The organism is Rudaea sp. (assembly GCF_057139185.1).
The window spans coordinates 24427-48899 of the sequence record NZ_DBNHDN010000043.1 but is presented as its reverse complement, the minus strand read 5'-3'; the positions used below and the strand labels follow the sequence as shown (position 1 = coordinate 48899).

Below are 24473 nucleotides of genomic sequence, written 5' to 3'. Positions count from 1 at the left end.
CGCCGCTGGAGGCGCTGGTGGAAATCTATCGCATGATGCGTCCGGGCGAGCCGCCGACCAAGGATGCCGCGCAGAACCTGTTCTTCAACCTGTTCTTCACCTTCGACCGCTACGACCTGTCGAGCGTGGGCCGGATGAAGTTCAACCGCCGCGTGGGCCGCAAGGAAATCCTCGGCCCGGGCGTGCTGTACGACTACAAGTACTTCAGCGAGCGCAAGGAAGAGGAGTCGCAGCGACTGGTCGCCGAGCAGGGCGAGAGCTCCGACATCCTCGACGTGCTGAAGGTGCTGATCGACATCAAGAACGGCCACGGCACCGTGGACGACATCGACCACCTGGGCAACCGCCGCGTGCGTTCGGTGGGCGAGATGGCGGAGAACACCTTCCGCATCGGCCTGGTGCGCGTGGAGCGTGCGGTTCGCGAACGCCTCAGCCTGGCCGAAGCCGATGGCCTGACCCCGCAGGACCTGATCAATGCCAAGCCGGTCGCGGCGGCGGTGAAGGAGTTCTTCGGTTCCTCGCAGCTGTCGCAGTTCATGGACCAGAACAACCCGCTGTCGGAAGTCACCCACAAGCGCCGCGTCTCGGCGCTCGGTCCGGGCGGCCTGACGCGCGAGCGCGCGGGCTTCGAAGTGCGCGACGTGCATCCGACCCACTACGGCCGCGTCTGCACGATCGAGACGCCGGAAGGCCCGAACATCGGCCTGATCAACTCGCTCGCGGTCTACGCGCGCACCAACTCGTACGGCTTCCTCGAGACGCCGTACCGCAAGGTCATCAACGGCAAGGTCACGGACAAGACCGAATATCTGTCGGCGATCGAGGAAGGCGAGTACGTCATCGCGCAGGCGAACTCGATCCTGAACAAGGATGGCAGCTTCGCCGAGGACTTCGTCGCCTGCCGTTCCAAGGGCGAGTCGGAAATGCGCCACGGTACCGACATCCAGTACATGGACGTCTCGCCGATGCAGACCGTGTCGGTTGCGGCGGCGCTGGTGCCGTTCCTCGAACACGACGACGCGAACCGCGCGCTGATGGGCGCGAACATGCAGCGTCAGGCCGTGCCGACGCTGCGTTCGCAGACGCCGCTGGTCGGCACCGGCATCGAGCGTCCGGTCGCGCGCGACTCGGGCGTGACCGCCGCCGCCCGTCGTGGCGGCGTGATCGACCAGGTCGACGCGGGCCGCATCGTCGTGCGCGTCAATGAAGACGAAATCGGCGAAAACGATGCCGGCGTCGACATCTACACGCTGACCAAGTACACGCGCTCCAACCAGAACACCGATCTCAACCAGCGCCCGCTGGTCAATGTCGGCGACAAGGTGGCGAAGGGCGACGTGCTCGCCGACGGCTCGTCGACCGACCTTGGCGAGCTCGCGCTCGGCCAGAACATGCTGGTCGCGTTCATGCCGTGGAATGGCTACAACTTCGAGGACTCGATCCTGCTCTCCGAGCGCGTGGTCGAGGAAGACCGCTACACGACGATCCATATCGAAGAGCTCACCATCCAGGCGCGCGACACCAGGCTCGGACCGGAAGAAATCACCGCGGATATCCCGAACGTCGGCGAACAGGCGCTGTCGCGCCTTGACGAATCGGGCGTGGTCTACATCGGCGCGGAAGTGAAGGCGGGCGACATCCTCGTCGGCAAGGTGACGCCCAAGGGCGAGAGCCAGCTCACGCCGGAAGAAAAGCTGCTGCGCGCCATCTTCGGCGAAAAAGCGAGCGACGTGAAGGATTCGTCGTTGCGCGTGCCGCCCGGCATGGACGGCACGGTCATCGACGTGACCGTGTTCACCCGCGACGGCATCGAGAAGGACAAGCGCGCGCTGCAGATCGAGCAGATGGAAGTCAAGCGCGTCAAGAAGGACTTCGACGACCAGTTCCGCATCCTCGAAGGCGCGATCTATGCGCGTCTGCGTGGTCAGTTGATCGGCCAGGTCGCCAACGGCGGCCCTGCGGGCGTCAAGAAGGGCACGGTGCTGACCGGCGAATTCTTCGACGGTCTGAAGAAAGACGAATGGTTCTCGCTGCGCATGAAGGACGAGGACGCGGCCGACCTGCTCGAGAAGGCCAAGGCGCAGATCGACGCGCATCGCGCCGAGTTCGACAAGCGCTTCAAGGCCAAGCAGGCCAAGATTACCGCGGGCGACGACCTCGCTCCGGGCGTGCTCAAGATGGTCAAGGTGTACCTGGCGGTCAAGCGCCGCATCCAGCCGGGCGACAAGATGGCCGGCCGTCACGGCAACAAGGGCGTGGTGTCGATGATCCGTCCGGTCGAGGACATGCCGTACATGGCCAACGGACAGTCGATCGACATCGTGCTGAACCCGCTTGGCGTGCCGTCGCGCATGAACATCGGCCAGATTCTCGAAGTGCACCTGGGTTGGGCCGCGAAGGGCCTCGGCGAGAAGATCCAGCGCATGCTCGAGGCGCAAGCCAAGGTGGTCGAGCTGCGCAAATACCTCGACGAAATCTACAACCACGACAAGGACGTGTTCGGTCAGCGCGTCAACCTGAAGTCGCTGAGCGACGAGGAAATCCTCGCGCTGGCGAAGAACCTGCAGGCGGGTGTGCCGATGTCGACGCCGGTGTTCGACGGCGCGGCGGAAAGCGAGATCAAGGCGATGCTCAAGCTCGCCGACCTGCCGCAGTCGGGCCAGACGATGCTGTACGACGGCCGCACCGGTGAAGCGTTCGATCGTCCGGTCACCGTCGGCTACATGCACATGCTCAAGCTCAATCACCTCGTCGACGACAAGATGCACGCGCGTTCGACCGGACCGTACTCGCTCGTCACCCAGCAGCCGCTGGGCGGCAAGGCACAGTTCGGCGGCCAGCGCTTCGGCGAAATGGAAGTCTGGGCACTCGAGGCCTACGGTGCGGCGTACACGCTGCAGGAAATGCTGACGGTGAAGTCCGACGACGTACCCGGCCGCAATCAGATGTACAAGAACATCGTCGACGGCAACCACGAGATGGCTGCGGGCATGCCGGAATCCTTCAACGTGTTGGTGAAGGAAATCCGCTCGCTGGCGATCAACATGGAGCTCGAAGAGCATTGATCGTAGGGGCGCGATTCATCGCGCCCGCCCCGCGATCCGACATGACGATATGGGCGCAATGAATTGCGCCCCTACAAAAAGATTTCCTCCTCCCGGAGACACAAAATGAAAGACCTGCTCAACCTCTTCAACCAAACCCGTCAGTCGCTCGATTTCGACTCGATCAAGATCGCGCTGGCTTCGCCGGAGCTGATCCGCTCGTGGTCGTTCGGCGAGGTGAAGAAACCCGAGACGATCAACTACCGCACGTTCAAGCCGGAGCGTGACGGCCTGTTCTGCGCCGCGATCTTCGGCCCGATCAAGGACTACGAGTGCCTGTGCGGCAAGTACAAGCGCATGAAACACCGTGGCGTGGTCTGCGAGAAGTGCGGCACCGAAGTGACCCTGACCAAGGTGCGCCGCGAGCGCATGGGCCATATCGAGCTGGCCTCGCCGGTTGCGCATATCTGGTTCCTCAAGTCGCTGCCGTCGCGCATCGGCCTGATGCTCGACATGACCCTGCGCGACATCGAGCGCATCCTCTACTTCGAAGCCTACGTCGTCGTCGACCCGGGTCTGACCTCCCTCACGCGCGGTCAGTTGCTCAACGAGGAGCAGTACCTGCAGGCGGTCGAGGAGCACGGTGACGAGTTCGACGCGCGCATGGGTGCGGAGGCTGTCTACGAGCTGCTCAAGACCATCGACCTCAACGCCGAGCTGATCAAGCTGCGCGAGGAAATCGCCTCGACCAATTCCGAGACCAAGCTCAAGCGTCTCTCCAAGCGCATCAAGCTGGTCGAGGCCTTCATCGAGTCGGGCAATCGTCCGGAGTACATGGTGATGACCGTGTTGCCGGTGCTGCCGCCCGACCTGCGTCCGCTCGTTCCGCTCGACGGCGGCCGTTTCGCGACGTCGGATCTCAACGACCTGTACCGCCGCGTGATCAACCGCAATAACCGCCTGAAGCGCCTGCTCGAGCTCAACGCGCCCGACATCATCGTGCGCAACGAGAAGCGCATGTTGCAGGAAGCGGTCGACGCACTGATGGACAACGGCCGCCGCGGCCGCGCGATCACCGGTACGAACAAGCGCGCGCTGAAGTCGCTCGCCGACATGATCAAGGGCAAGCAGGGCCGTTTCCGCCAGAACCTGCTCGGCAAGCGCGTCGACTACTCCGGCCGTTCGGTCATCGTGGTCGGCCCGACGCTGAAACTGCACGAATGCGGCCTGCCGAAGAAGATGGCGCTCGAGCTGTTCAAGCCATTCATCTTCTCCAAGCTGCAGCGCCGCGGCCTCGCCACCACGATCAAGGCGGCGAAGAAGCTGGTCGAGCGCGAGGAAGCCGAGGTATGGGATATCCTCGAAGAGGTGATTCGCGAGCATCCGGTGCTGCTCAACCGCGCGCCGACGCTGCACCGTCTCGGCATCCAGGCGTTCGAGCCGGTGCTGGTCGAAGGCAAGGCGATCCAGTTGCATCCGCTGGTCTGCACCGCGTTCAACGCCGACTTCGACGGCGACCAGATGGCGGTGCACGTGCCGCTGTCGCTCGAAGCCCAGCTCGAAGCGCGCGCGCTGATGATGTCGTCGAACAACATTCTCTCGCCGGCGAACGGCGATCCGATCATCGTGCCCTCGCAGGACGTCGTGCTCGGCCTGTACTACATGACGCGCGAACTGATCAACGCGAAGGGCGAGGGCATGGTCTTCGCCAATACCGCAGAAGTGAAACGCGCCTACGACAACCGCGCGGTCGAACTGCACGCCAAGATCAAGGTGCGTCTGGTCGAAACGCAGGTCGGGGAAGATGGCGGGCGGACCAAGAAGTCGTCCATTGTCGAAACCACGGTCGGTCGGTCGCTGCTCGCGGAGATCATTCCGGAAGGTCTGCCGTTCGAGCTCGTCAACCTCGAGTTGACGAAGAAGGCGATTGGTCGTCTGATCAATGCCTGCTACCGCCGCCTCGGCCTCAAGGACACGGTCGTGTTCGCCGACAAGCTCATGTATACGGGCTTCAACTACGCGACGCGCGCGGGCATCTCGATCGGCATCGATGACATGAAGATTCCGGGCGAGAAGGCGAAGATCCTCGAAGTGGCCGAAAAGGACGTGAGCGAGATCCAGGAGCAGTTCGCTTCCGGCCTCGTCACCGCCGGCGAGCGCTACAACAAGGTCGTCGACATCTGGTCGCGCACCAACGAACTCGTCGCCGCGGCGATGATCAAGGGCATCGGCTTCGACAAGGTCAAGACCGCAAAGGGCGAGACCGTCGAACAGAAGTCGATGAATTCGCTTTACATCATGGCCGATTCGGGCGCGCGCGGCAGCGCGGCGCAGATCCGCCAGCTCGCCGGCATGCGCGGCTTGATGGCGCGTCCGGACGGCTCGATCATCGAGACGCCGATCAAGGCGAATTTCCGTGAAGGCCTCGACGTGCTGCAGTACTTCAACTCGACCCATGGCGCGCGCAAGGGCCTGGCCGATACCGCGTTGAAGACCGCCAACTCGGGTTACTTGACGCGCCGTCTCGTCGACGTGGCGCAGGATGTCGTCGTCACCGAGCCGGACTGCGGTACGCTCAACGGCCTGACCATGACCGCGATCGTCGAGGGTGGCGACGTCGTTGAGCCGCTGAAGGATCGCGTGCTCGGTCGCGTCGTCGCGGCCGACACCTTTGCGCCGGGCAACGACGACGACCCGATCGTCACACGCAACACGCTGCTCGACGAGAAATGGGTTGAAAAGCTCGAAGCCGCCGGCGTGCAGAGCCTGCTCGTGCGTTCGCCGATCACCTGCGAATCGAGCTTCGGCATCTGCGCGCACTGCTACGGGCGCGATCTCGCCCGCGGCCACATCGTCAACATGGGTGAAGCGGTCGGCGTCATCGCTGCGCAGTCGATCGGCGAGCCGGGTACGCAGCTGACGATGCGCACGTTCCACATCGGTGGTGCGGCCTCTCGTGCGGCCGCAGTCGACAACGTGTCGGTGAAAACCACCGGCTCGGTCAAGTTCAACAACCTCAAGATCGTGCAGCACAGCGCCGGCCACCTCGTTGCCGTGTCGCGTTCGGGCGAATTGTCGATCATGGACGCGCACGGTCGCGAGCGCGAGCGCTACAAGGTGCCGTACGGCGCGACGATTTCGATCAAGGACGGTGCTGCGGTAAAGGCTGGCCAGACCATCGCCAACTGGGATCCTCACACCCACCCGATCGTCACCGAAGTGGCCGGCAAGGTGCGCTTCATCGACTTCATCGATGGCGTCACCGTACAGGCGCAAACGGACGAACTGACCGGCCTCGAGTCCGCGGTGGTAACCGATCCGAAGCGTCGTGGCACGCAGGCCAAGGATCTGCGTCCGATCGTTCGCCTGGAAGACAAGAAGGGCAAGGAACTGCGCCTGCCGGGCACCGATATTTCGGCACAGTACTTCCTTCCCGCCGGCGCGATCATCTCGCTGCAGGACGGCGCTGAAGTCGGCGTCGGCGACGTCGTCGCACGTATTCCGCAGGAAACCTCGAAAACGCGCGACATCACCGGCGGTCTGCCACGCGTGGCCGATCTGTTCGAGGCGCGCAAGCCGAAGGAGCCGGCGATCCTCGCCGAAGTCTCCGGCGTGGTCAGCTTCGGCAAGGACACCAAGGGCAAGCAGCGCCTGATCATCAAGGACGCGGACGGCAACGATCACGAAGAGCTGATTCCGAAGTGGCGTCAGGTCATCGTGTTCGAAGGCGAGCACGTGGAGAAGGGCGAAACCGTCGTCGACGGCGAGCCGAATCCGCACGACATCCTGCGCCTGCTCGGCGTCGAGCCGCTGGCCGCGTATCTGGTCAAGGAAATCCAGGACGTGTACCGCCTGCAGGGCGTGAAGATCAACGACAAGCACATCGAAGCGATCATTCGCCAGATGCTGCGCAAGGTCGAGATCACCGTGCCGGGCGATACGCGTTACCTGCGTGGCGAGCAGTCGGATCGCAAACGTGTCGGCGAGGAAAACGCGCGTGCCAAGGCACGCGACGAGCGAGAGGCGCAGTTCGATCCGATGCTGCTCGGCATCACCAAGGCCTCGCTTGCCACGGAGTCGTTCATCTCGGCGGCGTCGTTCCAGGAGACCACGCGTGTGCTCACCGAGGCCGCCGTGCGCGGTACACGCGACACGTTGCGCGGTCTCAAGGAAAACGTCATCGTCGGCCGCCTGATTCCGGCGGGCACGGGATTGGCCTATCACAGCCAGCGGCGCAAGAAGGCCGCCGGCGGGTTGTCCGACGCCGACTTCGAGACGTTGCGCGGGGGCGTGACCGAGTTCGTCGCCGAAGCGCACGGCGAATAAGCGGCGCAGTCTTCGCCAGGCAATGGAAAAAAAGGCCGCGCAAGCGGCCTTTTTCATCATCAGCGATCCGGCGCCCGTCAGCGCGCGGTGGTGGCTGGCGTCACCAGGCGGCCGTCGACAAGCTGCAACTGCCGCACGAAGCGGTACTCGCCGAAATCGCGGACCTCCAATTCGGAGCTGCTCGCGCACGTGCCGATAGTCCGGCGCGAGGCGATTGACGACTGCGCTGGCCGTAGTCAGTCCCGCTCGACCGTGGCGCGCATCCTCCCGGGCGTGACGCCCGCGGCCCTGCGCACCAATCGCCGCAGCGCAGTCGCATCGCGGTAGCCGACCGCGGCGGCGACCTGTTCGACGCTCATGCGGCTGTTCTGCAGCAGGCCGCGCGCACGATGCAGGCGGATGCTGCGGACCAGATCGATTGTGCCCATGCCGGTCGCGTGGCGCACATGCCGAGCGAGCGTGCGCTCGGAGATGCACAACTCCGCTGCGAGCCGGGCTACGGAAGGAACCTTGGGCAGCGCCGTCTCCACGCGTCGCGCCAGCCGTGTCACGAGCGCGTCGCCGCTGGCCAACATCGCCGGGATGACGAACTGCGCCTGCTGCGCGCGCTCATGCAACAGCAACACGCGCGAAACGCCTTCGGCCAGCGTCGCGCCGAAGCTCCGGCGCAGCAGATGCAGCATCAAGTCGGATTGCGCGAACGCGGCGCCGGCGGTAAGCACGGGGCCGTCGATGCACAGGATGCGCGTGGCGTCGACGTGCGTGTCCGCGGCGAGACGCGCCAGTTCCGGTGCCAGCCACCACGTTGTCGTCACCCTTCGTCCGGCCAGCACGCCGGCCGCCTGCAGCAGGAACACGGCCGAGCACGACGCAGCGACTTGGCCGCCGTTGGCGACGTGCGCGGCGATGTGGCGGATCGCGCGGCGGCAATCGTCGGCGTCGATGCGCGCGTGCAGCTCGCGCGCATCGGTCACCCAGATGCCGGGAACCAGCAGCACCGAGTGCGCACCGCGCCGGCGGCCGGGCAGCCGGCGCGTGTCGGCTCCGATGCCGCCCTGCAGCTGCACGCGGCCGCCCGAGGGCGAGTAAAGGCCCCAGCTCGGCGCCGCCTCGCCGCCGCGTGCGGCGAACAGGGCAGCGGCAGCGAGGATGTCGCGGGTCATCGATACGCCGCTGGGGTTGGTTCCGTCGAGGAGCAGAAGCTCGAAATCCTTCATGTCGGAAATCGCCTGAAAGATGTCTTTAACGACACTATCATGACATGCGACAAAACGGTTGAAATGGCGCCGGATCTCCCACGAGTGCGAGCCCATGAATGCCGTGAACCAAGACAACGACCCGCTCGACGATTTCACCGCGCGCGCGATCGAGCTGGAAGACGCGACGCGGCGCGTGTACGTCTCGGGGCAAGGCCCGGGCGTGATCGTGATGGCGGAGATGCCGGGCATCAGCCCGGATGTCGCGCGGTTCGCGCGCTGGCTGCGACAGGCCGGATTCACCGTCTACCTGCCTTCGCTGTTCGGCCGCGATGGCGCGTATCCGCAGGCCGAAGACGGGCTGACCGTGCTGCGCCGCGCCTGCATCAGCGCCGAATTCCACGCCCTTGGCCGCCGCGGCGCAAGCCCGGTCACGCGCTGGCTGCGCGCGTTGGCGCGGCGCGCGCACGACGAATGCGGCGGGCCGGGCGTCGGCGCGGTCGGCATGTGCTTCACCGGCAACTTCGCCCTGTCGATGATGCTGGAGCCGGCGACGCTGGCGCCGGTACTGGCGCAGCCTTCGCTACCGTTCGACGACCCGGCGGCGGTGGAGAGCGACGCGGACGAACTGCTTGCGGTCCGAACTCGCCTCGAACGCGACGACCTCAGTGTGCTCGCCTACCGTTTTGCCGGAGATCGCCATTGCCGCGCGGAACGCTTCGCCGCCTACGCGTCGGCGCTGGGCCCGCGCTTCGTCGGCAAGGTTCTACCCGACCTCGCCGCCAATCCGGAGCCGACGCCGTTCTTCAAGTACATCGTCGGCTGCCCGCACAGTGTGCTGACCGCGCATCTTGTCGATGAGGAGGGCTCGCCGACGCTGCATGCGCGCGACGAAGTGATCGCCTTCCTGCGTTCGCGGCTGCTGCCGGTGAATGCCATGGAGGCGGCGCGATGAACGCCGGCTTCGTCGGTCTCGGCACGATGGGATTGCCGATGGCCCTCAATCTGTTGCGTGCGGGCCAGCGTTTGACGGTGTGGAACCGCACGCCGGAAAAAAGCGCCGCATTGATCGAGCATGGCGCGAAACAGGCCGTCACGTTCGACGAACTTTGTCGGCAGTCCGAGTTCGTGTTGCTGATGCTGCTGAACGAAACGGCGATCGACGCGGTACTCGGGCGCAGCACGCCGGCATTCCGCGCGCGCGTAGCCGGCCGCACCTTCGTTCATCTGGGCACGACCTCGCCCGAATATTCGCAGGAATTGGCGCGCGACTTGCGCGCATGTGGCGCGTGCTACGTCGAGGCGCCGGTTTCCGGTTCGCGCGTCCCCGCCGAGCAGGGACGGCTGGTCGGCATGGTCTCGGGTGCCGTCGATGTGGTCGAGGAGGTTCTTCCGCTACTTGAGCCGCTGTGCACTCGATGGTTCCGTTGCGGCGCAGTGCCGGGCGCGTTGCGCATGAAGCTTGCGGTGAACCACTATCTCATCGCCACGGTGGTGGCGCTGTGCGAGACCGTGCACGTGGCCCGCGCCTGCGGCATCGACCTCGCCGTCCTGCGCTGCATCCTCGATGCCGGGCCGATGGCCAGCGAAGTATCGCGCGGCAAGCTCGACAAGTTGGTGCGCGAGGATTTCTCGCCCCAGGCTGCGGTAGGTGATGTGGCGACGATTGCCGACTTGGTCGCGAACCAGGCTGCGCGTGCGCACAAGCCGGCTCCGCTCATGCGCAATTGCGTCACGTTGTTCCGCCGCGCGCGCGACGCCGGCCTCGGCGATCTCGACATGGCTGCGGTGGTACGCGCGTTCGGCTTTCCCGAACCGCCGCCGTGACGAGTGCGAGCGCGGATACGGGATTCCCCATTCGCTTGGTCGCCGACACACGCAAAAAAAAGGCCGCACTAGCGGCCTTTTTTTGCAAGTCGGTAAAAGGAACCGCTTACTTCAGCTTGGCGTCCGCGCGCAGCTGCTCGGCCTTGTCGGTCTTCTCCCATGAGAACGCCGTGGCGGTTTCCGATTTCTCGACTTCCTTGCCGTTGACGATTTCTTTCCAGCGGTAGGTGTGCCGGAACGGCGCACGGCCAAAGTGGCCGTAGGCCGCCGTCTGCTGGTACATCGGGTGAATCAGGTCGAGCATCTGGATGATGCCGTACGGCCTCAAGTCGAAATGTTTGCGAATCAGCTTTTCGATCTTGTCGTCGCCGATCTTGCCGGTGCCGAACGTGGTCACCGAGATGCTGGTCGGTTCGGCCACACCGATCGCGTACGAAACCTGCACCTCGCAACGGTCGGCGATGCCTGCTGCGACGATGTTCTTGGCGACATAACGTGCCGCATAGGCGGCCGAGCGGTCGACCTTGGACGGATCCTTGCCCGAGAACGCGCCGCCGCCGTGGCGAGCCCAGCCGCCGTAGGTGTCGACGATGATCTTGCGGCCGGTCAGGCCGCAGTCGCCAACGGGTCCGCCGATGACGAACTTGCCGGTCGGGTTGATGTGGAACTTGGTGCCCTTGTGCAGCCACTTCTTCGGCAGCACCGGATCGAGGATTTCCTCGCGCACGCCGGCGATCAGGTCTTTCTGCTTGATGCCAGGATCGTGCTGGGTCGAGAGCACGACGGCGTCGATCGCCACCGCCTTGCCGTTCTCGTAGCGCAGCGTGACCTGCGACTTCGCATCGGGGCGCAACCAATTCAACTTGCCCTTCTTGCGCACGCGGGCCTGCTGCTCGACGAGGCGGTGCGAGTAGTAGATCGCGGCCGGCATATAGTCGCGCGTTTCGTTGGTCGCGTAGCCGAACATCAGGCCCTGGTCGCCCGCGCCCTGTTCTTCGGGCGACTTGCGGTCGACGCCCTGGTTGATGTCCGGCGACTGCTTGCCGATCAGGTTGAGCACGCCGCAGGTGGCGCCGTCGAAGCCGACGTCGGAGCTGTTGTAACCGATGTCGAGGATGACCTTGCGTGTCAGCGCTTCGAGGTCGATCCACGCGCTCGTGGTGACTTCGCCGGCGACGATCGCCACGCCCGTCTTCACCAACGTTTCGCAGGCGACCCGCGCGCCCTTGTCCTGGGCGAGGATGGCATCGAGCACGGCGTCGGAGATCTGGTCGGCAACCTTGTCCGGATGACCTTCGGACACCGACTCGGAGGTGAAGAGGTAGTTGCTCATGAGTGTATGTATCCTTTGATTCGGATGGAAAGATGTAAGCCGCGCATCATACACGGATCAGGGTTGGTTTGCAGCCTGCGGAGGGGTTGCGGAGCGTGGTGTTAAGCGACGGGTCATTCGGACGTTTAGATGGCTATTTATCCCATCTATTCTCTCGCCGGGAGCAGGTTTCCCGCAGGGCGGATGAGAGACAGGCGTTTCAACTACGGCGCGCGCGCACGGAAGGCGCGGCGGAACCCGCACTCTTCCCTCATTCGGCGCTTTGGTGGCGCGGCTTCTCCCGGCGGGAGAAGGGAAGCAGGTTCCCACTTTACACCGCCCGCAAACTCTGTATGCTGCATTTTTGTGACCGCATAAAAACATGAGTTCACGCCATATCGTCCTGACCTCGCACCCCGACAGCCGCGGTCAGGCGGCGCCGATCCACTGGGGTGCGCAAACGCCCAAACAGCGCGGGCCCATTGTCGCCTCGCTGACCGATCCCGCCAAACGCAACGTCATCGGCACGCACTCGGGCGCCTATGCCGTGTACCGCGCGCTCGCGATCGCCTCGGGCCGGCTCGACCGCGGCCACCGCCCCGACCTGACCAACACGGCGCCGGCCGATGCGATCGGGCCGCACGCACAGTGGTGGGAGAAGAACGCGCAGGGGCAGGACAAGATCGTCTCGCTCGATCCGTGGGGGCACATGGTCGCGACCGCGTTCGCCGACGAGATCGCTGCGGGCGCCGATATCCGCCCGACGATCGCGGTGACGCGCGCGCACATCAACATGCCCGAGCTGAAGGATGCGATCGAGGCCGGCCGGCTCAAGGCCGACGGCCACATCCTGCACGCGAACGGCGACGTGAAGGTGACCAAGGCCGCGGTCGATCCGGTATGGCACCTGCCCGGCATCGCGCAACGTTTCGGCATCAAGGAATCGGATCTGCGCCGCGGCCTGTTCGAGCAGACCGGCGGCATGTTCCCCGAGCTCGTCACGCGCCCGGACCTGCACGTGTTCCTGCCGCCGATCGGCGGCATGACGCTGTACTTCTTCGGCGACATCAACCAACTCGGCAAGAGCGAGACGAAAGTCGCCTGCCGCGTGCACGACGAATGCAACGGCTCCGACGTGTTCGGCTCGGACATCTGCACTTGCCGCCCGTACCTCGCGCACGGCATCGAGGTGTGCATCGACATGGCGCAGCGGGGCGGCGTCGGCCTCGTCGTCTACAACCGCAAGGAAGGCCGCGCGCTCGGCGAGGTGACCAAGTTCCTCGTCTACAACGCGCGCAAACGCCAGGAAGGCGGCGATCGCGCCGAAACGTATTTCGCGCGCACCGAATGCGTCGCCGGCGTGCAGGACATGCGCTTCCAGGAATTGATGCCCGACGTGTTCCACTGGCTCGGCATCACACGCATCGATCGCTGGGCCTCGATGAGCAACATGAAGCATGGCGCGCTGACCGAGCAGGGCATCGAGGTGGTCGAGCGCGTGGCGATTCCGGACGAACTGATTCCGCAGGACGCGCGCGTGGAGATGGATGCGAAGGTCGCCGCGGGCTACTTCAGCACCGAGGCGGCACCGACGGCTACGGAACTGGAGAAGGCGAAGGGGCGAGGGCTCAATGAATAGCGGGACTCGGGATTCGGGAGCCGGGGGCCGTGAAAAAGACGCCGCACTTCGTTTGCTTTCCGCATCCGCCGTGCGCGGACGCTGCGCGCGCATCATGGCTGCGGCCGAAGCGGGCAAGACGCCGTATTTCAGCTGGCACGACGACAAACTCGACGCCTGCGCCGACTACGTGCTCGGGGTGATGCGCAAGCGCTTCCCCGATCTGAACGTGCCGATCCACAGCCGCCGCCGCCATTTCGAGGCGGGTGGCATCGATCGCTGGAGCGCACTGATTGCGAAGCACGGACTGGGCGGCGCCGAGCATGCCGCCGAACGCGCGCGCATCGGTATCGATCTCACGATTCCGAGCGTGCTGCTCGATGCGGGCGCCGGGGCGTCGTGGGAGTACTACGACGAGGCACATCACAAGGGCTTCTCGCGCTCGGAAGGTCTCGGTGTCGCCAGCTTCGACATGTTTGTCAACGGCGCTTTCGCTGCCGACAAGAGCGAGCCATTGCGCAGCGACGCGTCGGCGCTGATGCAGATCGCGACCGACGATATCGAACGCGGCTTCCAGGTCGATGCGATGAATCCGCTGGTCGGCGTCGAGGGGCGCGTGAGCCTGTTGCGTCGCCTTGGCGCGGCGGCGCGGGTCAATGCCGATGTGTTCGGTACGCCCGCGCGGCTCGGCCATCTCTACGACCATCTCGCGGCGAGCGCCGTCGACGGCAGGATTCCGGCGGAGTTGCTGCTCGAAACCCTGCTGCACGCGCTCGGGCCCGTCTGGCCCGGGCGCCTCGAGATCGGCGGCGTCGACCTCGGCGACTGCTGGAAGCATCCTTGCGCCGCAGTCGATGCGAACGATCCGACCGATGGTTTGGTGCCGTTCCACAAGCTGACCCAGTGGCTTGCGTATTCGCTGCTCGAACCGCTGGCCGATGGCGGCCTCGAAGTAACCGGTCTGGATGCATTGACCGGTTTGCCGGAATATCGCAACGGCGGCCTGCTGATCGATTTCGGCGTGGTCGCCGCGCGCGATGCGAATTTGTACACCGAGGCGCTGGCGGTCGATCATCCGGCGATCGTCGAGTGGCGCGCGCTGACCGTGATCGGCCTCGATCGCCTCGCCGAACGCATTCGCGCCAGGCTCGGGCTCGACGCGGCGAGCCTGCCGCTCGCGCGCGTGCTCGAAGGCGGCACGTGGACGGCCGGGCGCAAGATCGCCGCGGAACGCAGGCCCGGCGGCGCGCCGCCGTTGAATATCGTCAGCGACGGAACGGTATTCTAGGAATCGTCTGTGTTCACATCTCCCTTGCGAAGGTGTCGATGCGCGAAGCGCGTCGCGAAAAGGGGATCGAGGCTGAATCCGGGCGTCAACCATTGAATCGCATCAGAGGAAGAAGAGCATGTCCAACGTCGTCGTAATCGATCACCCGCTGGTCCAGCACAAACTCACGTTGATGCGGCGCAAGCAGGCCTCGACCGCGGAATTCCGTCAGTTGCTGCGTGAGATCGCGACCTTGCTCGCCTACGAGGTTACGCGCGACCTGCCGTTGGAGACGACGCGTATCGAGACGCCACTGGCGACGATCGATGCGCCGAAGCTGTCGTCGAAGAAGCTTTGCCTGATCTCGATCCTGCGCGCCGGCAACGGCCTGCTCGACGGCATGCTCGATTTGATTCCCTCGGCGCGCGTCGGCCATGTCGGCCTGTACCGCGACCCGCACACGCTCGAGGCGATCGAGTACTACTGCAAGTTGCCGCTCGACATCGGCGAGCGTCTCGCCGTCGTTCTCGACCCGATGTTGGCGACCGGCCATTCCGCCGTGGCCGCGCTCGACCGGATCAAGGACCGTGGCGCGCACGCGATCAAGTTCGTCTGCCTCGTCGCCGCGCCCGAGGGCGTCAGGACTCTGCAGGAGGCGCATCCCGACGTGCCGATCTACGCCGCCGCGATCGATAGCCATCTCAACGACCACGGCTACATCGTGCCCGGCCTCGGCGATGCGGGCGATCGCTTGTTCGGAACGAAGTGACTCGGCGGTGAGGCAGGTCCCGGGTTGCGCGCGGGACTCATCGAGGTTCCCGATCTGTACGCGGGACGTGCGCTGCTGGCACTGGATCCGCTAAGCGGCGAATCGCACCATTGCGGCGCCGCCGAGAATCAACCACAGCCACAGCGTCGCGGCGAGCAGCAGCGGTTTCGGCCCCAGCGCGCGCAGCTTTGCCACGCGTGTTTCCAGGCCCAGCGCGGCCATGGCGATGGCAAGCAGCAGGGTATCCAGGGTCAGCAGCGGGCCTTTGATCGAAGGCGGAAACACGACGACGGAGTTGACCGCGCTGACGGCGACGAAGGCGAGCGCGAACCACGGCAGCGGCATCTTCGTCTTTTCGCTGGAGGCGTTGATCGACAGCTTCGCCTGCCGCCAGCCGAAGAAAAACAACACCGGCACGAGCAGCATGACGCGCGTCAGTTTGACCACGACCGCGCTGTCCGCGGTCGCCGGGTCGATGGCGCTGCCGACCGCGATCACCTGGGCGACCTCATGCACGCTCGCGCCGGTGTAGAGGCCGAAGTGCGCCGCGTCCATGCCGAGATACGGGTATATCGCCGGATAGAGGAAGATATCGAGTGTACCGAACAGCACGACCGTCGCCACCGCGATCGCGACCTTGGCCGGATCGGGCTTGAGCACGCGTTCGAGCGCGAGCACGGCGGCGGCGCCGCAGATCGCGCTGCCGACGCTGGTCAGCAACGCGCTGTAGCGGTCGAGGCCGAACACGCGCCGGCCGAGGAACGAGCCCAGCGTGAGCGTGCCGACGACGATGATCGCGTCGATCGCGAGGCCCGCCGGGCCGATCGCCGCGATCTGGCCGAACGACAGGCGCAGGCCGTAGAGGATCACGCCCAGGCGCAGGAGTTTCTGCTGGGCGACGAGGACGCCGGGGACGAATGTTGCCGGCAACTGCGCGCCGAAGCTGTTGCCGACGACCATGCCCAGCACGATCGCGATCGTCAGCGCGCTGATCTGCGCCTTCTGCAGCGGTGCCCAGCCGGCAAGCAGCAGCCCGGCGACACCGAGCGCGATCGCCAGCGCGAGCCCGGGCAGAAACCGGCGAACCGCATTGCTGGCGGGGTTGTCGGTGGAAACGGCGAGGCTGTTGGTGTTCACGGTCGTGGATCCGCGGGAGGTCGACGTATTCTCGCTCTGCATGATCGATAAGAAAATTGAAAACTATTTATCCAGAGAATAAGATTTCCTGATGCTCGGCATTTCCTTCCGCCAGCTCGAAGTGTTCGTCGCCGTCGCGCGCGAGGGTAGCGTGCGTGCGGCGGCAGGACAGTTGCATCTGTCCCAGCCGGCATTGAGCATGGCATTGGCCGAGCTCGAATCGCAACTGGGCGCGGACCTGTTCGACCGCAAGCGCGGTCGCCTGTATCTGAGCGAACGCGGCCGCGACGCGCTGCCGCTCGCGCAGGAGATACTCGGGCGCGTGATCGAACTGAAGCGCGGCGTGCAGGGGCGCGGTGCGGCGCTCGAAGGCGAACTGCGCCTCGGCGCGAGCAACACGATCGGCAACTACCTGGTCGGCGATCTGCTCGGCGCGTTCGCTGCGCAGCACTCGCGGGTGTCGATCCGGCTGAGGGTCGGCAACACCGGCACCATCGTCAAAGGCGTGCTCGACCACCAGCTCGATGTCGGTTGTGTCGAGGGCGCGGTGGCACATGCCGATATCGATGTGCGCCCGTGGCGTGAAGACGAACTGGTGATCTGCGTGCGGCCCGATCATGCGTTGGCGCAACGCCGGCGCCTGTGCGCCGACGACTTCGCCGGCGCGCGCTGGATCCTGCGCGAGGACGGCTCCGGCACGCGCGCGATGACCGAGCACGTTCTTGCTTCGCTGCCGCCCGGGCAGACCGTGCTCGAACTCGGCCAGAGCGAGGCGATCAAGCAGGCCGTGATCGCCGGCCTCGGCATTGCCTGCCTGCCGGCGGTCGCGGTCACGGAGGCGGTCAAGGCCGAGAGGCTGACCGTGCTGCGCACGCCGTTCCTCGATCTGCGCCGGCGCCTGTCGTGGGTGCTGCGTCGCTCGAAGCATCACGGGGCGCTGGTGAGCGCCTTCCTGGAAAGTGTTGCGCTCGCTGCTGCGACTGCAGTCAGGCGGCCCGCGCGAGCGTCGCGGCCGCTCCGAAATAGTCGCGGGTAAGGCGCAATTGTTCCGCGGCGGTTTCCGCCCGGTTGACGATGCTGCGGAAAGATGCGTTTTCCTCGTGGTCCTTCGCGTACCAGCCCAGGTGCTTGCGCGCGATGCGCACGCCTTGCTGCTCGCCGTAGAAGGCGTAGAGGTTTTCCAGGTGCTCGACGAGAATCGTGCAGATTTCGGCGGGCGCGGGCGGCGCCAGCGTTTCGCCGGTGGCGAGAAAGTGCGCGATCTCGCGGAAGATCCACGGCCGGCCCTGCGCGGCGCGGCCGATCAGCACGCCGTCGCATTTGGTGTACGCGAGCACCTCGCGCGCTTTCTGCGGTGAGCCGATATCGCCGTTGGCGAACACCGGAATCGACACCGCCGCCTTGATCGCCGCGATCGTTTCGTATTCGGCCTCGCCGTGGTACAGATCGGCGCGCGTGCGGCCGTGCACGGCCAACGCGGCGATGCCGGCGCCTTGCGCGATTTGGGCGATGCGCACGCCGTTCTTGTTGTCACGATTCCAGCCGGTGCGAATCTTCAGCGTCACCGGCACGTCCACCGCGCGTGCGGTCGCCGCGCAGATGCGCGCGACCAGCGCCTCGTCCTGCAGCAACGCCGAACCCGCATGGACGTTGCACACCTTCTTCGCCGGGCAACCCATGTTGATGTCGATGATCTGCGCGCCGTGGTCCACGTTGTAGCGCGCCGCTTCGGCGAGCATCACTGGATCGTAGCCGGCGATCTGCACGCTGACCGGGTCAGGCTCGCCGGCATGGTCCATGCGTTTGAGCGACTTGCGCGTGGTCCACAGACGCGGATCGCTCGTCGTCATCTCGGACACGGCCAAGCCCGCGCCGAGCTTCTTGCACAGCTGGCGGAACGGTTTGTCGGTAACGCCCGCCATCGGCGCGAGCGCGACGGGCGGGTCGATGCGGTGGGGGCCGACGTACATGGTCGCTATTGTACGTTTTGCTGGCCGAGCAGGCGATCCGCGAAGTACAAGCCGCGTCGCATCCATCGAGGAAAGATCAAAAGGTAAAAATGTATACCGGATTACACCGGCATGACCTGGTCTGTCGGCTCGTGCTTGTGCTTGAACAGCAGCGCGAAGGCGATGCCGGTGACCAGTGCGTACAGCGCGAACGTGGTCCAGATGCCGGGCCAGTTCTTGCAGATCGCGACGGCCTCGCTGCAGGCATGGTCGGTGAAGAAGCGGTCGATGACGTAACCCGAGATCGTGCTGCCGAGCACGGCGCCGATGCCGTTGGTCATCAGCATGAACAGGCCCTGCGCGCTGGCGCGGATTTTCTCGTCGCTCTGGCCTTCGACGAACAAGGAGCCCGAGATGTTGAAGAAATCGAAGGCGAGGCCGTAGACGATGCACGAAAGCACGATCATCCACAGGCCCGATCCGGGGTCGCCGTACGCGAACAGGCCGAAGCGCAGCGTCCATGCGACCATGCTCAGCAGCATCACGGTCTTTATGCCGAAGCGTTTGAGGAAGAACGGTATCAGCAGGATGCAAAGTGTCTCCGAGATCTGCGAAATCGACATGACGAACTCGGGGTAGCGCACGGCGAAGTCGTCCTTGTACGCGTCGAGTTTGGCGAAGTCGTGCAGGAAGGTGTCGCCGTAGGCGTTGGTCAATTGCAGTGCGGCGCCGAGCAGCATGGCGAAAATGAAGAAGATCGCGAGCTTCGGGTTCTTGAACAGGGCAAAGGCGCGCAGTCCGAACGTGTCGACGAGCAGGGCGAACCGGTTCGAACGGCCGAACGCGTCGAGCGCGCCGGCTTCGAGCAGCTTCGGATCGCCCAGTGCCTGGTCGAACGGACGGCCGAGCTTGGGCGGGCAGGGCGGCAGGGTGAACGCGTACAGGCCCAGCGCCATCGCGGCGGTGGCGGCGACGTAAAACTGGCCCGGCGAGGTGCCCAGGTGCAGCAGGGCGATAACCCACAGCGCGGCAACGAAGCCAACCGTGCCCCAGACGCGGATCGGCGGATAGACCAGGACGATGTCGTCGCCATGCTGCTTCAGCGCGTTGTACGACACCGCGATCGCGAGCGCGATCGTCGGCATGTAGCACATCATCGTCAGCAGGATCGCCCAGAAGAACGTACCGGGATCCTCGATCGTCGGCAGCATGAGCAGCAACGCGCCGCCGAGCAGGTGCAGCACGCCGTAGAGGCGCTCGGCATTGATCCAGCGGTCGGCGAGGATGCCGGCGATCGTCGGCATGAACAGCGAGGCGATGCCCATCGTCGAAAAGATCGCGCCGAACTGCGTGCCGGACCAGTGCTTGTTCTGGAACCAGTATGCGCCGATCGAGATCAGCCAGGACCCCCAGACGAAGAACTGGAGGAAATTCATGACAATCAGGCGCAGTTTCAGGCTCATGCTTGGTTCCCCGTTTGGTTGCGCCGAGCGTAGCAGCAATGCGACGGAGCGCAAGCTGCGACGCCGCGCAGCGGCGGCATGGCTGGCGCCGGAAAACTCAGGCGAGGTAGGTCTGGATGGCGTGCGCCGGAATGTGGCAGCCACGCCGCTCGCCGGCGATCTCGAGATTGAAGTCGATCGCGGCGTCGCCCGGGTTGAAGGCGACGATCGCGAGGCTCCCGTCAGGATTGGCGAACGCGCACGATTGCATACCTTGCGTCGCGCCGCTCAGTTCGACCCGATGCGCTCCCGGCGCCACGTAGCGCGAGAAATGCGCGATCGCGTAAAACGAGCTTTGGTAGAGAACCTTGCCGCCGTGCGTATCGACGAGTACCGGCGCATCGCAGAAGTTGCCGACGTGGTTCGGGCCGCCGCGCAGGTCGAGGGCGATGTTCCAGTCGATCCAGCCGCAGACGCCGGCATTGAGATCACCGAACAGGTTGCGCGCGTAGCGTTCGCCGACGCTCCAGTCGCCCGGCTTGGCGCCACCCTCGACGCAGCCTTCGGTAAACAGCACTTCCTTGCCCGGGTACTTCTTCAACACACGCGCTTCGGCGGCGTAGTCGTCGCTGACGTACCAGTGCACGGCCATGCCGGCCAGATATTTCGCCGTGTCGGCATCGCCGAGCATGGCGTCGGCGCGCCTTTCCAGGGTGTCGCGATTGTGGTCGAAGCCGTAAAGCTTGATTGCGCCGAAACCCTCGCGCGTGAGCGTCGGGCCGAGGTGCTTGCGCACGAAATCGCGTTCCTGCTCGGGCGTGTAGACGCACGATTCCCAGCTCTGGCTCGCCTCGGGCTCGTTCTGCACGGTGAGGCCCCAGAGCGGGATTTTTTCCTCGTCACGCATGGCGCGGAGGAACTTGACGTAGTGGTTCGCCCAGGTCGTTGCGTATTCCTCGCGCAGGCTTCCACCGCGATCCATCTGGTTGTTCGTTTTCATCCACGCCGGCGGGCTCCACGGCGAGGCGAGCAGCTTGAAGCGGTCGGCGCCGGCGACGCGGTGCGCGTCGCGCAGCAAGGGCATCAACCAGCGCTGCATCGGTTTGAGGCTGAAGTCGAGCAATTCATAGTCGCCGGGCGTCGATGCGAGTGACCACATCGACAGCGAGAAATCGCAGGAACCGATGTGGGTGCGCGCCAACGTGTAGCCGATGCCTTCCTGCGGATCGTAGTAGCGCCTGATCACTTCGAGGCGCTGTGCTTCCGGCAGCTGCCGGAGCACGTACGCGGAGGATTCGGTCAGCGCGCCGCCGAAGCCGGTGATCTGCTGGAAGCGGCGGGACGCATCGCATTTCAGTGTCGATGCGGCGGCTGCAATCGTGGCCGGCATCGCGCGTGGTGCCAGGCGTGCGCCGTCGCGGGAGGTTTCGACCAGGCTCCAGTCGCGCGTCGCCCTTTTCGCGAATGCGCTCGGCAGGGCGAAGCCGAGGGCGCTGGCGGTGCCGAGTTGCAGGAATTGCCTACGTGTCTGCATCAAGATCGATCCTGTTCGTTACTTGCCGTTCGCTGCGCGTGCCACCGACGCGCGCCAGGTCACGCTGGCCGTGAACTTGCGCTTCACCGGCTTGTTCGTGGCGTAGCATTGGTTGAGCAGCCAGCGCACGCCGTTGAGCGCCACGTCGTACCACGGGATGTGCACGGAAGTCAGGCGTGGCGCGGAGTACTCGGCCGTGGCCGTGTCGTCGTAGCCGAGCACAGAAATCTTGCCGGGCACGGCGATGCCGGCCTGCTGGAAATACGACAGCGCACCGACCCCCATCTCGTCGTTCGCGCAGAACAGCGCGGTGAACTTGTGCTTCGCTGCGATCAGCGCGGCGGCGGAGTTCCAGCCGCCTTCCGGAGAAAAATCGCTGTCGATCACGGGAATGCTCCCGATGTCGATGCCGGCGCCGCGCAACTCGTCCATGAAGCCGCGCAGGCGCGCGACATTGTCGAGCGAGCTTGCGAAGCCGGCGATCACGGCGATGCGCCGATGCTTCATTTCGAGCAGTGCCCGTGCGGCGAGACGGCCGCCGCCGTAATGATCGGCGGAAAAGCACTGGTTGTGGATGGCCTCGAGCGAATGGTTGAGCAACACCAGCCGCGAGGCCTGCGCGCCGATCGCGGCGACGTCGTCCTCGACCAGCGCGTCGCTGACCAGCAGATAGCCATCGCAGCCGCGTTCGATGAGGAATTCGAGGCCTTCCATCGCCTGCTTGCGCGCATCGCCGTTGCCGCTGCCGAACGCGACGACCATGTTCTGTCCGTTTGCGCGCAGCTCGGTGTGGATGATGTTGAGGATCGGCGTGTAGAACGAGCCCTTCAGCATCGGGATGTAGACGCCGATCATGTGCGAGGCGCCGGTCGGCAGCGTGCGTGCGGCGTGCGAAGGGCGGTATTTCAGCTCATCGATTGCGCGGCGCACGCGTTCGGCGGTCCGGGCGGAGACCGAGCCCTTGCCGCTGATCACGCGCGAGGCGGTGCCGAGTCCGACTCCGGCCAGGCGTGCGACGTCGGTGATCGTGGCCATGGCGTCCTTGTGCCCCTACTGCACGCAGTTGATCGGAATCGAAGGCGTGGCGATGAGACCCAGCGGCTGCGGATTCGCGTACGTCAGGCCGTAGCCGCGTGCAAACTGTGGACCGCCATCGCCGGCGGCGAAACTGGTCTGGCACGGTGCATGCGGCCACGCAAATGCCAGCGTGCCGCGGAAGTCGTGCGCGATCGCGCCGTTTGCGGTGCGGAACAGCACATCGGCCACGCCTTTGCCTTCCGTGCCCGGCAGCCACGCGGCGACGAACGCGTCCGAGAGGTTGATCAGCTCGTTCGCGTACAGCGGGCGTCCCGACACGAGCACGGTGATCACCGGCTTGCCGTGTCCGGCGACGCGACGCAGCACTTCGAGGTCCTCTGGGAAATGCCGGCTTTCGGCGATGGTGTCGGGAAAAAGGATATCGCCTTTCATTTCCGCGTAGGGAAGTTCGCCGATCACCGCGATGACTGCGTCGAACGATTCGACCTTCGCCTTCGTTGCGGTCTTGTCGAACACGACGTTGGCCTCACCCGCGGTCTCGCGGATGCCGGCGAGGATGGTGTCGCCGATGAGGAAGTCCGCGTTGCGGTTCTTCATGCCCTGCCAGTCGAGCGTCCAGCCGCCGGCCTGGTTGCGCAGCGAATTCGCACTCTTGCCGACGACGAGAATCTTCGCGCTGCGCTTGAGCGGCAACACCGCGTCATTGTTTTTGAGCAGCACGAGAGACTCGCGCACCGCGCGCCGGGCGAGATCGCGCGCCTGCAAGTCGCCCGCGTCACCGAACACGGCGTCGGCCGGGCGCGCGAACAGGCCCGCGCGCAGCTTCACGCGCAGGATGCGCGTCACCGCGTCGTCGATGCGCTTCATCGGAATCTCGCCCAGGTTCACCTCGCGCACCGTTTTCTTGATGAACTTCTCCCACTTCTCCGGCACCATCACCATGTCGATGCCGGCGTTGATCGCCTGCGCGCAGTGATCGCGCGCGCAACCGGCGACTTCGGCGATGCCGTTCCAGTCCGACACCACGAAGCCGTCGAAGCCCATGCGCTTTTTCAGCACGTCGGTCAACAGAAACCCGGCGCCGTGCATCTTGCCGTAGTCGCGCGTGCTGCTGTACGACGCCATCACGGTCTGCGCGCCGGCTTCGAGTGCGCCGACATAGCCTTGCGCGTGAATGGCGATCAGGTCGGCGCGGCTGGACAGATTGACGCCGCGGTCCTTGCCGCGATCGGTGCCGCCGTCGCCGATGAAATGCTTTGCGGTCGCCAGCGCGCTCGCGTCGCTGCCGAGGTCGCCTTGCAAGCCTTGCACATAGGCCGAGCCGAGTTCGCGCACCACGGCCGGGTCGGACGAGAAGCTCTCGTAGCTGCGCCCCCAGCGGTAGTTTTGCACCACCGCGAGCGTCGGCGCGAACACCCAGTCGATGCCCGTCGCGCGCACTTGGCGCGCCGTCGCCGCGCCGATCTCGCGCACCAATGCGGCATCGTGCGTGGCGCCGAGGCCCATGTTGTGCGGAAACACGGTGGCGCCGGTGACGATGCCGTGGCCGTGCACCGCGTCGGTACCCCAGAGCAGCGGAATCTTCACCGCCATGTCGGTGGCGAGCGCCGCGGCGTGGTATCGCCCGGTTGCCGCACGCCATTGTGCGAAGCTTGCGCCGCGCGTGTTGTCGGGCTGCGTATTGCCGCCGTTGAGCACGCTGCCGATGTAGAAGCGGCGCACTTCTTCGGGCGTGATTTTGCGGATGTCGGCCTGGGTCATCTGGCCGATCTTCTGCTCGATCGTCATGCCGGCGACGATCGCACGAATGCGCGCTTCCATCGCCGGATCGGGCTTGTTCGGGCTCGTCAGTTGGGGCCAGTCGGCAATGCCGTCGCCTTGGCGAACAGCATCGGCTTCCGGCGTTGGCGCTCCGGGAGTGTGCTTCGTCGCCTCGGCCGTGCAGCCGGCCAGCGCAAGGCCCGCGATAGCGTGGAACAGGAGGCTTCGCGCTACCGCGGGCGTCTTGCTCATC

The 24473-nt window shown here is 65.3% G+C and carries 16 protein-coding genes; 8 read left to right on the top strand and 8 right to left on the bottom strand.

Annotation, left to right across the window (positions count from 1 at the left end; genetic code table 11):
- Both rpoB and rpoC read left to right on the top strand, forming a co-directional pair.
- On the top strand, positions 1–3065 hold a 3065-nt coding region (gene rpoB / locus AC16HO_RS14470; protein ID WP_484335563.1), incomplete at its 5' end, for a DNA-directed RNA polymerase subunit beta.
- A 105-nt stretch (positions 3066–3170) separates the two neighbouring features.
- On the top strand, positions 3171–7370 hold the full coding sequence (gene rpoC / locus AC16HO_RS14465; protein WP_395644041.1) for a DNA-directed RNA polymerase subunit beta': 4200 nt from the start codon (positions 3171–3173) through the stop codon (positions 7368–7370).
- Between the two features lie 236 nt (positions 7371–7606).
- On the opposite strand, the gene AC16HO_RS14460 is transcribed toward rpoC, so the two are convergent.
- Entirely contained in the window at positions 7607–8587 is a 981-nt protein-coding gene (locus AC16HO_RS14460; protein ID WP_395644040.1) for a GlxA family transcriptional regulator, read from the bottom strand.
- 94 nt (positions 8588–8681) lie between these two features.
- On the opposite strand from AC16HO_RS14460, the gene AC16HO_RS14455 reads away from it, so the two are divergent.
- Positions 8682–9521 carry a dienelactone hydrolase family protein gene (locus tag AC16HO_RS14455; protein ID WP_395644039.1) on the top strand — a complete coding sequence of 280 codons (840 nt, stop codon included), beginning with the start codon at positions 8682–8684 and terminating at the stop codon, positions 9519–9521.
- A complete protein-coding gene (locus tag AC16HO_RS14450) occupies positions 9518–10393 on the top strand; it encodes an NAD(P)-dependent oxidoreductase (RefSeq protein WP_395644038.1) in 876 nt (291 codons plus the stop codon). The genes AC16HO_RS14455 and AC16HO_RS14450 overlap by 4 nt, the downstream gene beginning before the upstream one ends.
- Before the next feature lie 106 nt (positions 10394–10499).
- Here the strand turns inward: AC16HO_RS14450 and metK are convergent, their stop codons facing one another.
- A complete protein-coding gene (metK, locus tag AC16HO_RS14445; protein ID WP_395644037.1) occupies positions 10500–11726 on the bottom strand; it encodes a methionine adenosyltransferase in 1227 nt (408 codons plus the stop codon).
- Positions 11727–12087: 361 nt separating this feature from the next.
- Between metK and AC16HO_RS14440 the strand changes: the two genes are divergently transcribed.
- The 3 genes from AC16HO_RS14440 to upp all read left to right on the top strand — a co-directional run bounded on the left by AC16HO_RS14440 (position 12088) and on the right by upp (position 15359).
- Complete coding sequence (locus tag AC16HO_RS14440; protein WP_395644036.1) at positions 12088–13344, top strand: GTP cyclohydrolase II; 1257 nt, start codon at positions 12088–12090, stop codon at positions 13342–13344.
- Positions 13337–14611 (top strand): URC4/urg3 family protein, encoded by a 1275-nt coding sequence (locus AC16HO_RS14435; RefSeq protein WP_395644035.1) that lies wholly within the window; start codon positions 13337–13339, stop codon positions 14609–14611. The genes AC16HO_RS14440 and AC16HO_RS14435 overlap by 8 nt, the downstream gene beginning before the upstream one ends.
- A 118-nt stretch (positions 14612–14729) precedes the next feature.
- Complete coding sequence (gene upp, locus AC16HO_RS14430; protein WP_395644034.1) at positions 14730–15359, top strand: uracil phosphoribosyltransferase; 630 nt, start codon at positions 14730–14732, stop codon at positions 15357–15359.
- Positions 15360–15449: 90 nt separating this feature from the next.
- On the opposite strand, the gene AC16HO_RS14425 is transcribed toward upp, so the two are convergent.
- Complete coding sequence (locus AC16HO_RS14425) at positions 15450–16496, bottom strand: YeiH family protein (RefSeq protein WP_395644033.1); 1047 nt, start codon at positions 16494–16496, stop codon at positions 15450–15452.
- Positions 16497–16587: 91 nt separating this feature from the next.
- Between AC16HO_RS14425 and AC16HO_RS14420 the strand changes: the two genes are divergently transcribed.
- On the top strand, positions 16588–17532 hold the full coding sequence (locus tag AC16HO_RS14420) for a LysR substrate-binding domain-containing protein (protein WP_395644032.1): 945 nt from the start codon (positions 16588–16590) through the stop codon (positions 17530–17532).
- Here AC16HO_RS14420 and dusB read toward each other — a convergent pair.
- The 5 genes from dusB to AC16HO_RS14395 all read right to left on the bottom strand — a co-directional run bounded on the left by dusB (position 17483) and on the right by AC16HO_RS14395 (position 24472).
- Complete coding sequence (dusB, locus tag AC16HO_RS14415) at positions 17483–18466, bottom strand: tRNA dihydrouridine synthase DusB (protein ID WP_395644031.1); 984 nt, start codon at positions 18464–18466, stop codon at positions 17483–17485. The two genes, AC16HO_RS14420 and dusB, sit on opposite strands and share 50 nt — an antisense overlap.
- A 101-nt stretch (positions 18467–18567) precedes the next feature.
- A complete protein-coding gene (locus tag AC16HO_RS14410) occupies positions 18568–19908 on the bottom strand; it encodes a nucleoside permease (RefSeq protein WP_395644030.1) in 1341 nt (446 codons plus the stop codon).
- 97 nt (positions 19909–20005) lie between these two features.
- A complete protein-coding gene (locus tag AC16HO_RS14405; RefSeq protein ID WP_395644029.1) occupies positions 20006–21421 on the bottom strand; it encodes a glycoside hydrolase family 30 protein in 1416 nt (471 codons plus the stop codon).
- A gap of 18 nt (positions 21422–21439) precedes the next feature.
- Positions 21440–22456, bottom strand: coding sequence for a LacI family DNA-binding transcriptional regulator (locus AC16HO_RS14400; protein ID WP_395644028.1), 1017 nt, complete (start codon positions 22454–22456; stop codon positions 21440–21442).
- A 15-nt stretch (positions 22457–22471) separates the two neighbouring features.
- Complete coding sequence (locus AC16HO_RS14395; RefSeq protein ID WP_395644027.1) at positions 22472–24472, bottom strand: glycoside hydrolase family 3 protein; 2001 nt, start codon at positions 24470–24472, stop codon at positions 22472–22474.
- Position 24473: the final 1 nt, after the last annotated feature.